We start from the raw sequence: 12,190 nt of genomic DNA on the forward strand, positions 1-12,190 counted from the left end.
CCGCGTTTTCCGCATCATCAGGTGATTCCACCTGATTGGAAAACGCTCTAAGCAAGCCCGGCCCGGTCCATCCTTGGAAAGCGCCTTAGTTCAATCCGCCGCCGATGGTGCGGTAGATCTCCACCATGTTGCTGGCCCGCGTCAGCCGCGTGGTGACAAGGGTCTGCTCCGCACTGTGCAAGGTGCGCTGCGCGGCTAGCGTCGTCAGGAAGTCGTCTACTCCCGCCCGGAAACGTGCGTCGGATAGTTTGTAGCTGACGCGCGCGGCATCACGCAGCGAGGTCTGCGCTTCCAGCTGCGCCGTCATCGTCGCCCGGCGGGCCAGCGCATCGGCCACTTCCTTGAAGCCGGTCTGCACGCTTTTCTCGTAAGTCGCGACCATCGCGTCATACGTGGCCCGGGCGTAGCGCAAGTTGCCCTGATTCTTGCCGTAGTCGAAGATCGGCAGGCTGGCGGAAGGCGCCACCGACCAGTAATCGCTGCCGGACTTGAACAGGTTGGACAGGCCAAGGCTCATCGTTCCGAACGCCGCAGTCAGCGAAATGCTCGGGAAGAAAGCAGCGCGGGCCGCCCCGATGTTGGCATTCGCCCCCTTCAGCTGATGCTCCGCCGCCGCAATGTCCGGACGGCGCAGCAGCAGCGTCGAGGGCAGTTCGGCGGGAAGGTTGTTCAGCGTGACGTCGTTGTCGGGCAACTCGGTCGGCAAGTCGCCGGCGGCGACGCTGGTTCCCGCCAGCAGATCCAGCGCGTTGCGATCCTGGGCGACCAGCGTGGTCGCCAGGGCAATGTCGGAACGGGCCTGATCATAGCTCGTCTGGGCCTGGCGCACTTCCAGTTCGGAAGCGATGCCTTTGGCAAACCGCGCCTTGGTCAGATCAAGCGTTTGCCCGAACGCCTTTTCCAGATCGCTGGCGATCTTCAGGCGCTCCTGATCGGCGGCCATCGTCAGCCACGCATTGGCGGTTTCGGCGATCAGTGCGGTCTGCGCGGCATTGCGGTTCTCCACCGAGGCGAAGTAGCTTTCCTGCGCCGCCTTGGTCAGATTGCGGACCCGGCCGAACAGGTCGATTTCCCAGGACGAGATGCCGACGGAGGCCGTGTAGATGTCCGTCCGCCCCGACGCCCCACCGGCTCCGCCGGTGGCGCCCTGCGCGAAAGGCTGGTCCTGATAGGTAGCGCTGCCGCCGGCGGCAACCGTCGGCAGCAGGTCCGCACGTTGCACACGATATTGCGCACGGGCCTGCTCCACATTGGCGACCGCGATGCGCAGATCACGGTTGTTGTCGAGCGCCGTCTGGATCACCCGCGCCAGACGCGGGTCGGTGAAGAAGTCCTTCCAGGCGGTGTCGGCCGAAACCGTGGCGCCATCTTGCGCAACCCCGTCGACCGGCCCCGAAGGGCTGGTCTCTGGAACGGGAAGATCGGGGCGGACATATTTGGGCGCCATGTTGCAGGCCGCCAGCGCGAGCGCCAGCGACGTGGCGGTAAGCGCTTTCACATTACGCATTTTCATGCCTCCTGCGGCGCGGCCGAAGCCGTACCGTCGAGATTGTCTCCGCCCTTGGCCTCGCCGTTTCCGTGGTGTTCACGGAACAGGCGCTTCACGACGGTGAAGAACACCGGCACGAAGAAGATCGCCAGAATGGTGGCGGAAATCATGCCGCCCACCACGGCCCAGCCGATAGCGTTCTGGCCGCCGGCACCCGCGCCGGTGGAAACCGCCAGCGGCAACACGCCGAAGATGAAGGCGAAGCTGGTCATCAGGATCGGCCGCAGGCGCAGCTTGCCGGCTTCGAGCGCCGCCTGCACCGGGGACAATCCATCCCGCATCTTCTCTTCCGCGAACTCGACGATCAGGATCGCGTTCTTGGCAGAGACGCCGATGGTCGTGATCAGGCCCACCTGCAGGTAGATGTCGTTGTTGAGGCCCACCAGCGTCGCCGCGATCACCGCGCCCAGCACGCCCAGCGGCACGACAAGCATGACCGCAATCGGCACCGACCAGCTCTCATAAAGCGCCGCAAGGCAGAGGAACACGATCAGCATGGACAGCGCGTAAAGCGCCGGGGCCTGACCGCCCGAGGTCTTTTCCTCGTAGGAAATGCCGCTCCATTCAAGGCCGACGCCTGCCGGCAGCTTAGTGGCCATCTGCTCGATCGCCTTCATCGCATCGCCGGTGGAGACGCCGGGCGCGGGCGCACCCATGATCTGCAGCGAGGACACGCCGTTGAAGCGTTCAAGCTTGGCCGGGCCGTAAGTCCACTCCGTCTTCGCGAAGGAGGAGATCGGCGCCATCACGCCGCTGCTGCCGCGCACGAAGAACTGACCGATCGATTCAGGCGTGGATCGGAACTGCCCGTCGGCCTGAACGAACACGCGCTTCACACGATCGCGATCGATGAAGTCGTTGACGTACGTGCTGCCCATCGCGGTGCTGATGGTGGAGTTGATGTCCGACTGGGCAATGCCCAGCGCACCGGCAGCCGCCTGATCCACGTCCAGCTTCAGCTGGGGCGTATCCTCAAGGCCGTTGGGACGGACCTGCGCCAGCCGCTTGTCGGCCGCCGCCATGCCGAGGAGCTGGTTGCGTGCCTCCAGCATTTTCTGGTGGCCGATGCCGCCACGGTCGACGAGCTGGAACTCGAAGCCGGTGGCATTGCCCAGTTCCTGAACGGCGGGCGGCGCGAACGCGATCGCCATGCCGGCCGAGATTTTCTGGAAAGCCATGTTGGCACGCAAGGCGATGGCACTGACCGAGTTGTCCTTGCCCTTGCGCTCGGACCAGTCCTTCATGCGAACGAAGGCAAGGCCCACGTTTTCACCCTGCCCCACGAACCCGAAGCCGGAAATCGTGAAGACGTCGGCCACATTGGCCTTCTCGTCCTTCAGATAGTGATCGCGGACCCGGGCGAGCGTGCGTTCGGTTTCCTCCATGGTCGTGCCGGCAGGCAGCGACACTTGGTTGATCAGGATGCCCTGGTCCTCGTCCGGCAGGAAGCCGCCGGGAAGGCGCAGGAAGATCAAGCCCATGCCCACGACGATCAGCGCATAGACCACCATCGTGCGGCCCCAGTTGCGCTCCACCTTGTCGACAGCCTTGCCATAGCGCTCCACACCGCGATCGAACGTGGTGTTGAACCAGTGGAAGAAGCGGTTGAACAGGCCGGCGATGCCGGTCTGCTTGCCGCCGCCAAGGCCCGTGCCGTGGCCGTGACCATCCGACGCGCCCTTGAGGATGGTGGCGCAAAGCGCCGGCGTCAGGATAAGCGCCACCAGCACCGACAGTACCATCGACGAAACGATGGTGATGGAGAACTGACGAAAGATCACGCCGGTGGAACCGCCGAAGAACGCCATCGGCAGGAACACCGCCGACAGCACGAGGCCGATGCCGACCAGCGCGCCGCTGATCTCGTCCATAGAGCGGCGCGCCGCCTCCTTGGGGCTCAGCCCCTCGGTCTGGATAAGGCGTTCGACGTTTTCGACCACGACGATGGCGTCGTCGACCAGCAGGCCGATCGCCAGCACCATGCCGAACAGGGTCAGGGTGTTGATGGTAAAGCCGGCCAGTTGGAGCACGGCCAGGGAGCCGAGCAGGACGACCGGAACGGCAATGGTCGGGATCAGCGTCGCGCGCCAGTTCTGGAGGAACAGGAACATGACGATGAACACCAGCACGACGGCTTCGACCAGCGTGTGGATCACCTGCTCGACCGAGAGCTTGACGTACGTGGAGTTATCGACCGGGAACTTGTACTTCACCCAGCTCGGGAAGTTCTTGGACAGTTCGTCGATCTGGGTCTTCACCGCGTCCACGGTGTCCAGCGCGTTGGCGCCGGGCGCCAGCTTGATGCCGAAACCGGCGGCCGGATAGCCGTTCAGCTTGGCGCCGAAGCTGTAGTTCTCCGCACCCAGTTCCACCCGGGCGACGTCGGAAAGGTGGACCACCGAACCGTCGGGATTGTTCCGCAGCATGATCTGGCGGAACTGATCGGCAGTGCGCAGGCGCGATTGCGCGGTGATCGTGGCGTTCAGCGCCTGCCCCTTGGGCGAAGGCGTGGCGCCGATCTGACCGGCCGAAACCTGCGCGTTCTGCGCCTTGATCGCCGCCGTCACGTCGGTTGCGGTAACGCCCAGATTGGCCATCTTGAAGGGATCGAGCCAGACGCGCATGGAGTACTGCGCGCCCAGAAGCTGGGTATCGCCCACGCCGTTCACGCGGCTGATCGGATCCTGCAGCGAACTGGCGATGAAGTCGCCCGCGTCCTGCTGATCGTGAATGCCATCATCGGCATAGACGGCCATGACCATGAGGAAGGTCGAGGTGGACTTGGTCACGCGCAGGCCCTGCTGCTGCACTTCCTGCGGAAGCAGCGGCGTGGCCTGAGACAGCTTGTTCTGCACCTGGACCTGCGCGATGTCAGGATCGGTGCCCTGCTCGAAGGTCAGGGTGATGGTCAGGTTGCCGGCACCGTCGCTGGACGACGCGAAGTAGCGCAAGTGGTCGATGCCCTTGAGCTGCTGTTCGATCACCTGCGTGGTCGTCGATTCCAGCGTTTCGGCGTTGGCGCCGGGATAGCTGGTCACGATCTGCACGGCAGGCGCGGCGATTTCGGGGAACTGGGCCACGGCCAGCGAACGGATCGCCAACATGCCCGCAAGCATCATGACGATAGCGATGACCCATGCGAAGATGGGCCTGTCGATGAAATAGCGGGACATGGGTTACTTGGCCCCACCTGTTGCACCGGTGCCGTTTGCAACCGTGATCTGCTGCGGCATACCCGGCTTGACCACGGTGCCCGGACGCAGGTTCACCAGACCCTCGACGATCAGGCGATCACCGATATTGAGACCCTTGGTGACGATCCACTTGTCGCCCACGGCGCGGTCGACCTCGATCTGGCGGACTTCGACCTTGTTGTCCTTGCCCACCACCATGGCGGTGGCGCGGCCGCGCGGATCGCGGATCACGCCCTGCTGGGGCGCGAGGATGACGTTGCGGCGAAGCCCTTCCACCAGCTTGGCGCGCACGTACATACCCGGAAGCAGCAGGCCGTTGGGATTGGGGAAAGTCGCGCGCAGGATGACCGACCCCGAGTTGGGATCCACGGTCACATCGGCGAACTGCAGACGGCCCTCGATCGGATAGACCGAACCGTTCGGCAGGATCAGCTGGATGCGCGCGCCGTCCGCTTCGCTGACGCCGCCCGAGGCCATCGCCTGCTTCAAATCGATGATCTGCGCGGCGGACTGGGTCACGTCGACATAGACGGTATCGGTGCGCTGGATCGTCGCCAGTGCATCGGTCTGCGCCGCCGAAACGAGCGCGCCCGGCGTGAACAGCGAACGGCCGATGCGGCCGGAAATGGGCGCGCGGATGCGGGTGAAGTTCTGGTTCACCTGCGCCGCCTGAAGCGCGCCCTGCTGCGCCGCAACATTGGCGCGAGCCTGCTGCGCGGCGGCGGCGGCATCGTCGTACTGCTGCTTGCTGACGGCGTTGATCGCGATCAGGTCCTTGTAGCGCTGGGCCTGCAGCGCGGTGGAGTTGATCGTCGCATTCGCAGTCGCCAAAGAGCCCTTCGCCTGGGCGACGGCGGCACGATAAGGCGCATCTTCGATCTCGTAGAGCAGCTGGCCGGCCTGGACGTTGCTGCCTTCGGTGAACAGGCGGCGCCGGATCACGCCGGTGATCTGCGGGCGCACATCCGCGGTTTCCAGCGCTGCAATGCGGCCGGGAAGCTCGTTCGTAAGCTCTGCCGATTCGGTCGTGAGGGTGACCGTTCCGACGCTTGGCGCCGGGGGCGCCGCAGGCTGCTGCTGTCCGCAAGCACCCAGCGAAAGCGCCGAAACGCAAGCCAGGAGCCCGAAAATCATCGCCTTTTTCATTGGTGTATCCGATGTGATCGTGGGGGGAGGCCAGTGAATGAATGCTCATTCACCTTGCGACGCAACTAGAAATGTGCCACAGAGAATTCAAGAAAAAAGAAGCCAGAGAAGAAAATATGGTTGCACCGCAACATAAGACATCCAGCCCGGAACGCATACGCATCGCGGCAAAGGATCTCTTCGCCACCAAGGGATTCCACCAGACTTCCATGGCGGAACTTGCGGCGGCCGCCGACATGTCGGTTGGGCTGATCTACCGCTCGTTCAAGAGCAAGGGTGAGATCATCGAAGCCATCGTGCGCGCCGACTTCGAAGAGAAGATCGCGGAACTGGACGAACTGCGCGGCCGACTGGAAAGCGGCAAGCTGACGGTGCTGGAAACGTTCACCGAACTGTTCCTTCAGGTCATCGACACAAAGGAGGAAGCGCTGTCGTTCGACATTATCGCCGAAGGCTATCGCAACGATCGCGTCGGCCAGACGATCGGCGAGATGTGCGGCCAGTTTCGCGACTATCTGGGCAAATTCGCGCGCGCTGCGAACCCCACGCTGCAAGGTGACGATCTGGCCGGCGCAACGGAACTGCTGTTGGGATGCCTGTTCGGGCTGGGCCATCGCAGCATCTCTGCGCCAAGGCTCGATGCGGTACGCACAGCCGAAAGCAGTGCGCGCATGATCGTCGCCGCGCTGAAGGATGGCTGAGGTGGGCGCGACCGCACGGTCGCGCCAATGCAGCGATCAGACTGCGCTGCAAAGTGCTCGTTTGAAAACTCGCAGAAACCGCATCTTACGATACCGGCCCGTCACACGAAATTGCCCGGAACCATACCGCCCAAGTCAGGGAGACGCGTTCAAATCAGGGGATTGCGGCCAAGGCTGGCCTTATCGGGCGAAGGGCAAAGCTCCCCAACCGCACTGCGCACTGCAACTGGGTGCATAGGCCGCGTAAGCCGGTTGCGATACCGGTGCCAGTTGATCGACAACTTGCTGGGGCACATCCGACTTTTCGACCGATGTCGAATTCGGGGCCACCGCCAACGCCAAGGCGCCTGCAACCAATCGTGCGAGAACCATCAGACTCTCTTCCCGTATATTTTTATTACCTTTATGCTGTCACATTAATGCAATTCGCACAAACACGCGACAAGAATCGTTCTATAAAATCAATTTTGTTAATGCCCTCGCGGCGACTTTCTGGCCCCCTGCCCCGCCCCCGGATGCCGCGGAAACGGCCGACGCAAGCCTTTATTGCGAAACTCGAATCTTCCGCGATCGCCACAGCACCCCGCCCCCTGGCCAAGCCCGCGAAGGTCGGCCGCCGCCGCATCGCCCGGACGATGGCGCGGTGAGTCGCGGACATGCTTTCCGCGAATCTGATCTCTGGCGCCCCTCTGCTAAGTCGATGATCGCCCCTCCCCGCAAACAATGAGGCCCGCCGATCATGGCGATCGGCAGGCCTCCATGAACCGGATGGGGTGACGGGAACGTCCGCCACCGACTGGGGCGCTTTCGGAACGGAAACTGCTCTGATCAAGCCTTCGCGGCGATGATGATGATCTCCACCCTGTACTCTGGCGTCGCCAGCTTCGCTTCGCCGGTGGCGCGCGCCGGGGCGGCATGGCCGGCGATCCACGGATCCCAGACGGCATTCATCTCTTCGAAGTCGTTCATGTCGGCCAGCCAGATCGTCGCCATCAGCAGATGGTCCTTGCTGCTGCCGGTCTGCACCAGCAACGCCTCGATCTCGGCCAGAGCGGCCTTGGTCTGGGCGGTCACGCTCTCCCCCGGGGCGCCGATCTGGCCGGCGAGGTAGATGGTATCGCCGTGGATCACGGCCTCGCTCATGCGCGGGCCCTGGTCGATGCGGGTAATGGTCATGTCTGGTCCTTCCGAGAGAGAGAGAGGATTTGGGGATTAGTAGCGGCTGATCGCCAGATCGGCTGTTTCGATGGCCGGTTGGCGACCGCCGATAATATCGGCGATGACATGGGCCGATCCGCAGGCCATCGTCCAGCCCAGCGTGCCGTGCCCGGTGTTGAGGAACAGGTTCGGCACCTTGGTCGCGCCGATCACCGGCGTGCTATCCGGCGTCATCGGCCTCAATCCGCACCAGAAGCTGCCCTCTGCCATGTTGCCCGCACCGGGGAACAGGGTGCCCGCCGAATGTTCCAGAGTGGCGCGGCGCGTGGGTGGCAGAGCGCGGGAAAAGCCCGAAATCTCCGCCATGCCGCCAATGCGGATGCGATCGCCCAGACGGGTGATCGCCACCTTGTAACTCTCGTCCAGCAGCGTGGAGACCGGCGCGCGCGGCTCATCGACGATGGGCACCGTCAGCGAATAACCCTTCACCGGATAGACCGGCAGGCGGATCCCCAGCGGCGCGACCAGCTGCGGGGAAAAGCTGCCCATGGCGACGAGATAGGCGTCCGCCGCCAGCTTGCCCTGATCGGTCTCGACGTGGGTGATACGCCCGCCTTCCTCGACCAGTCGCCTGACCGTCGTACCGTTGAGGAAGCGCACGCCCTTGGCGGCGGCCATCGCGGCAAGGGCGTTGGTGAATTTGAAACAATCGCCCGTTTCGTCATTCGGAAGGCGCAGGCCACCGGCGATCGGCGCTGCGCTGCTGGCAAGCCCCGGCTCGGCGCCGATGCAGCCGGCCTTGTCGAGCACTTCAAAGGGCACGCCATCAGCCTTCAGGACTTCGATGTCCTTGCCGATCCCGTCCAGTTGCTTCTGCTCGCGGAACAGTTGCAGGGTGCCCTGCATCCGCTCGTCATACGTGATGCCAGTGTCCTGCCGCAGGGTTATCAGGCAGTCGCGGCTGAATTCGGCAAGGCGCACCATGCGGCTCTTGTTGGTCGCATAATCGCGCGCGTTGCAGTTGCCCAGCATCGCGAATAGCCAGCGCAGCATCGCCATGTCGGCATGGAGGCGCAGGATCAGCGGCGCGTGCTCCATCATCAGCCAGCGCACCGCCTTCATCGGAATGCCCGGTGCCGCCCAGGGCGAGGCATAGCCGGGCGAAATCTCGCCGGCATTGGCGAAGCTGGTCTCCAGCGCCGGACCGTCCTGCCGGTCGATCACCACGACCTCGTGCCCGGCCTCGGCCAGATACCAGGCGGATGTGACGCCGATGACGCCGCTGCCGAGAATGGCGATCTTCATGGGGCAATGCTCCGAATGCGCACGCTGGCGGCGGCGGGGAGATAGACCCGTTCGTAGCGGCGGCTGAGTTGGGTGAGGATTTCGTAGGAGATGGTGCCCGCGTCGGCGGCGACCTGATCGATACTCTGGTGCGGGCCCAGCAGTTCGACCGGTGCGCCGGGATAGAGGTGCTCGTCCGGCACATCGGTCACGTCCAGCGTGATGCTGTCCATCGATACGCGCCCGGCAACCGGCACGCGAATACCGGCGATATAGGCAGCGCCCCGGTTGCCCAGACAACGCGGCCAGCCATCGGCATAGCCCACCGGAATGGTGGCGATGCGGGTTTCGCGCGTGGTCTGGAAGGTAAGCCCGTAGCCGACGCCGGTTCCGGCCGGGATCGTGCGCAGTTGAGCAATGCGCGCTTCGAGCGCGACGGTCGCCCGCATCGGGTTCGGTGCCTCGCCATGCGGCGCGCCGCCGTAGAGCGCGATGCCCGCGCGCACGAGATCGAAATGGTCGCGCGCATGGAAAATGCCGCCACTGTTGTCGAGCGCGAGCGGAACGCCGGGAAAATGCGCCGCGATCGCGCGGAAGCGGGCTTCCTGCGCGCCATTGGCGGCATCGCCGGGTTCGTCTGCACATGCAAGGTGGCTGATGACGAACCGCAGGTCGATGGACCCAAGCAGTTCGGGGCGGGCCAGAAGCTGCTCGATCTCGTCTGCGGGCAGGCCCATGCGTGACATCCCGCTGTCGACCTGCAGCACCGCCGGCAGCTGCCCGCCGCGCGTGGCCGCCTCGGCCGACCAGCGCTCGATCTGGTCCAACGAGTTGAGCACAGGGATCGCACCCAACGCTGCGCAGGCCCGCTCGCCGCCCGGCAACAGGCCGTTGAGGATATAGACCGGGATATCGGCGGGAAGTTCGGGAACGAGCACCTCTGCCTCGCTCTGCAAGGCCACGAAGAGATGGCAGCAGCCTTCGCCGATCAGCGTGCGGGCGACCTCCGCCGCACCAAGGCCATAACCGTTCGCCTTTACCACGCCGCCCACGGCGGCCGGCGCCGCGCGGTCGCGGATCAGCCGATAGTTCGCGGCCAATGCCTCAAGGTCGATTGTCAGGCGGGCTCCTGCAACCACGATCGTTCCTTTCCCAACCGGTCATCTCCCAATTGGACGGGCGCCGGAATGGAGCGAGGCTATCGCACCCTGTTTCAAATAGGCTGCCAATTATTCGCACGATCCGCTACGATATGCGAAATTTGGCGCCATCATGCGAAGGTTTTGATAGATCATGCCATGGACTCCCGATGATGTGGATCGCGCGATCCTGCGCGTCCTGCGGCTCGATGGGCGCAAGCCCAATGCCGAAGTCGCGCAGGAAGTGGGCCTCTCGCCTTCGGCCTGCCTGCGGCGTATCCGCATCATGGAGGATCGCGGAGTCATTCGCGGCTACACCGTGATTACCGGGCCGGAAAACGACGATATGCGCGGGGTAGACGTAGTGGTTCAGGTGACGCTGGAGCGCCAGACCGAGGACTATCTGTCCCGCTTCGAAAATGCCGTGCGGCAATGCCCCGAAATCCGCGAATGCTTCCTGATGGGAGGCAACGTCGATTACTGGCTGCGCCTGCGCACCGAAAGTGTCGCCGCGTACGAGGCGATCCATGGCGAAGTGCTCTCCCGCCTGCCCGGCGTGACGCGCATCAGTTCCAGCTTCGCAATGCGCGATGCCTTGCGGCCCAAACGAATCAACCGCTAAAGCGGTTTCCAATCAGGATTTTCCCAAAGATGACCGCGATCCTCCACGTCGGCCCCGAAGAACGCGGGCAGCTCTGGCAGGCCGAATTCCGCCACGCCCTTCCCGCAGTCGAATTCCGCAACTGGCCGGAGATCGGCAATCCGGCAGACATCCGCTACCTCGTCGCGTGGCAGTTGACCGACGCGTTGATCGCCTCGCTGCCGGCACTCGAAGTGCTGTTCAGCATCGGCGCAGGCGTGGATCAGCTGGACCTGTCGCGCCTGCCCGATCATGTGCGCATCGTCCGCATGATTGAGCCGGGCATCACCACGACAATGGCGCAATATGTCGCCACCGCCGCACTCGCCCTGCACCGCGACCTGCCGTTCTATCGCGAGGCGCAAAGCCGCGGCGAATGGACACAGTTGCCGACGCTGCTTTGTGAGGAGCGCAGCGTCGGCGTGATGGGTCTGGGCGAACTGGGCCGGGCATCGCTGCGCATGTTGGCGCCATTGGGCTTCCGCCTTCGCGGGTGGAATCGCAGTCCACGCGCGATCGAAGGCGTAGAGTGCTTTTCGGGCGCCGAGGCGCTCGACGCCTTTCTGGCCGGCACGGACATTCTCGTCTGCCTGCTGCCGCTGACCGACGACACGCGCGGGATCCTTTCGGCGGAGCTGTTTGCCAAATTGCCGCACGGCGCGCGTCTCATCAATGCGGCGCGGGGCGGCCATCTCATCGAAGAAGACCTGACTGCGGCCCTGCAATCGGGCCAGATCTCCGCCGCCATGCTCGATGTCACGCAAGTCGAGCCGCTACCGCGCGATCATCCCTTCCGTAGCGATCCGCGGGTGGTGATCACGCCGCATATCGCCGGCGTCACGCGCATCGAAACGGCCGTGCATTCGCTGATCGAAAATGTGCGCGGGCACCTGGCCGACAGCCCTCTTCGCGGCGAGGTTGACCGTGGACGGGGCTATTAGAGCGTAAAACGCGTGAACGGCCGCGTCGCGCGCTTTGGCGACGCCCTGCCAGGCGCGGACAAAAGTCAGAACATCGTGCGCACGCCGAAGACGACCGAAACGCCGGACATCCTCGCCTGCATCGCGGGCGAGATTCGCCGTACCGCCCGACGCCGACCCGGCAATTCCTCGAGTCCTTCCTGCTTGAACCCAGTGTGACGCCACCAGCCCAGATCTGCGAAATGGTCACATTCCCACTCGCGGAAAAACTTGTGCTGAGAAGTGATGCGGTCGGCCTTCGCGTCGGCGATCTCGGCCAGATCGCCTGCGGTTTGAGAACGAGTTGCCACCTGCGTACGCGCCGATTGACTGGATATGACCAAACTGTCGACGTTCCACTGGGGCGGCAGACAAGCGGGAACCGGCGCTCCGTCACCCTGGACGAAACGGTCTGACATC

Annotated in this window: 10 protein-coding genes; 3 read left to right on the plus strand and 7 right to left on the minus strand. The window is 64.1% G+C overall.

Going from position 1 to position 12,190, the window contains the following annotated elements:
- Positions 1 to 85 precede the first annotated feature (85 nt).
- Genes WBP06_RS23900 through WBP06_RS23910 form a run of 3 tightly spaced genes read right to left on the minus strand, consistent with a single transcriptional unit; the run spans position 86 to position 5,889 of the window.
- Positions 86 to 1,507 (minus strand): efflux transporter outer membrane subunit, encoded by a 1,422-nt coding sequence (locus WBP06_RS23900; RefSeq protein ID WP_395334633.1) that lies wholly within the window; start codon positions 1,505 to 1,507, stop codon positions 86 to 88.
- A gap of 2 nt (positions 1,508 to 1,509) precedes the next feature.
- Entirely contained in the window at positions 1,510 to 4,722 is a 3,213-nt protein-coding gene (locus WBP06_RS23905) for an efflux RND transporter permease subunit (protein ID WP_395334635.1), read from the minus strand.
- Between the two features lie 3 nt (positions 4,723 to 4,725).
- Positions 4,726 to 5,889, minus strand: coding sequence for an efflux RND transporter periplasmic adaptor subunit (locus WBP06_RS23910; RefSeq protein WP_395334637.1), 1,164 nt, complete (start codon positions 5,887 to 5,889; stop codon positions 4,726 to 4,728).
- A gap of 41 nt (positions 5,890 to 5,930) precedes the next feature.
- Between WBP06_RS23910 and WBP06_RS23915 the strand changes: the two genes are divergently transcribed.
- Positions 5,931 to 6,590, plus strand: coding sequence for a TetR/AcrR family transcriptional regulator (locus WBP06_RS23915; RefSeq protein ID WP_395334639.1), 660 nt, complete (start codon positions 5,931 to 5,933; stop codon positions 6,588 to 6,590).
- 828 nt (positions 6,591 to 7,418) lie between these two features.
- On the opposite strand, the gene WBP06_RS23920 is transcribed toward WBP06_RS23915, so the two are convergent.
- From WBP06_RS23920 to alr, 3 genes are read right to left on the minus strand one after another with little or no spacing between them, the layout of a single operon-like run.
- Positions 7,419 to 7,766: a RidA family protein gene (locus tag WBP06_RS23920; RefSeq protein ID WP_395334641.1), complete on the minus strand. Its 348-nt coding sequence runs from the start codon at positions 7,764 to 7,766 to the stop codon at positions 7,419 to 7,421.
- 36 nt (positions 7,767 to 7,802) lie between these two features.
- Positions 7,803 to 9,053 carry a D-amino acid dehydrogenase gene (locus WBP06_RS23925; protein WP_395334643.1) on the minus strand — a complete coding sequence of 417 codons (1,251 nt, stop codon included), beginning with the start codon at positions 9,051 to 9,053 and terminating at the stop codon, positions 7,803 to 7,805.
- Complete coding sequence (gene alr, locus WBP06_RS23930) at positions 9,050 to 10,171, minus strand: alanine racemase (protein WP_395334645.1); 1,122 nt, start codon at positions 10,169 to 10,171, stop codon at positions 9,050 to 9,052. The genes WBP06_RS23925 and alr overlap by 4 nt, the downstream gene beginning before the upstream one ends.
- 154 nt (positions 10,172 to 10,325) lie before the next feature.
- Here alr and WBP06_RS23935 point away from each other — a divergent pair, with 154 nt between their 5' ends.
- Both WBP06_RS23935 and WBP06_RS23940 read left to right on the plus strand, forming a co-directional pair.
- Complete coding sequence (locus WBP06_RS23935; protein WP_395334647.1) at positions 10,326 to 10,793, plus strand: Lrp/AsnC family transcriptional regulator; 468 nt, start codon at positions 10,326 to 10,328, stop codon at positions 10,791 to 10,793.
- Between the two features lie 29 nt (positions 10,794 to 10,822).
- Positions 10,823 to 11,752 carry a 2-hydroxyacid dehydrogenase gene (locus tag WBP06_RS23940; protein WP_395334650.1) on the plus strand — a complete coding sequence of 310 codons (930 nt, stop codon included), beginning with the start codon at positions 10,823 to 10,825 and terminating at the stop codon, positions 11,750 to 11,752.
- Positions 11,753 to 11,817: 65 nt separating this feature from the next.
- On the opposite strand, the gene WBP06_RS23945 is transcribed toward WBP06_RS23940, so the two are convergent.
- Complete coding sequence (locus WBP06_RS23945) at positions 11,818 to 12,189, minus strand: hypothetical protein (RefSeq protein ID WP_395334653.1); 372 nt, start codon at positions 12,187 to 12,189, stop codon at positions 11,818 to 11,820.
- Between the last annotated feature and the right edge of the window lies 1 nt (position 12,190).

Origin of the sequence: Novosphingobium mississippiense (assembly GCF_044029535.1) — a bacterium.
In the GTDB taxonomy this organism is placed as follows: Bacteria; Pseudomonadota; Alphaproteobacteria; order Sphingomonadales; family Sphingomonadaceae; genus Novosphingobium.

Bases quoted from the DNA above. Each gene is read 5' to 3' on its own strand.
- WBP06_RS23910 (WP_395334637.1), bottom strand. From the start codon at position 5,889: ATGAAAAAGGCGATGATTTTCGGGCTCCTGGCTTGCGTTTCGGCGCTT.
- WBP06_RS23920 (WP_395334641.1), bottom strand. From the start codon at position 7,766: ATGACCATTACCCGCATCGACCAGGGCCCGCGCATGAGCGAGGCCGTG.
- WBP06_RS23905 (WP_395334635.1), bottom strand. From the start codon at position 4,722: ATGTCCCGCTATTTCATCGACAGGCCCATCTTCGCATGGGTCATCGCT.
- WBP06_RS23945 (WP_395334653.1), bottom strand. From the start codon at position 12,189: ATGTCAGACCGTTTCGTCCAGGGTGACGGAGCGCCGGTTCCCGCTTGT.
- WBP06_RS23940 (WP_395334650.1), top strand. From the start codon at position 10,823: ATGACCGCGATCCTCCACGTCGGCCCCGAAGAACGCGGGCAGCTCTGG.
- WBP06_RS23935 (WP_395334647.1), top strand. From the start codon at position 10,326: ATGCCATGGACTCCCGATGATGTGGATCGCGCGATCCTGCGCGTCCTG.
- WBP06_RS23900 (WP_395334633.1), bottom strand. From the start codon at position 1,507: ATGCGTAATGTGAAAGCGCTTACCGCCACGTCGCTGGCGCTCGCGCTG.
- WBP06_RS23915 (WP_395334639.1), top strand. From the start codon at position 5,931: ATGCTCATTCACCTTGCGACGCAACTAGAAATGTGCCACAGAGAATTC.
- WBP06_RS23925 (WP_395334643.1), bottom strand. From the start codon at position 9,053: ATGAAGATCGCCATTCTCGGCAGCGGCGTCATCGGCGTCACATCCGCC.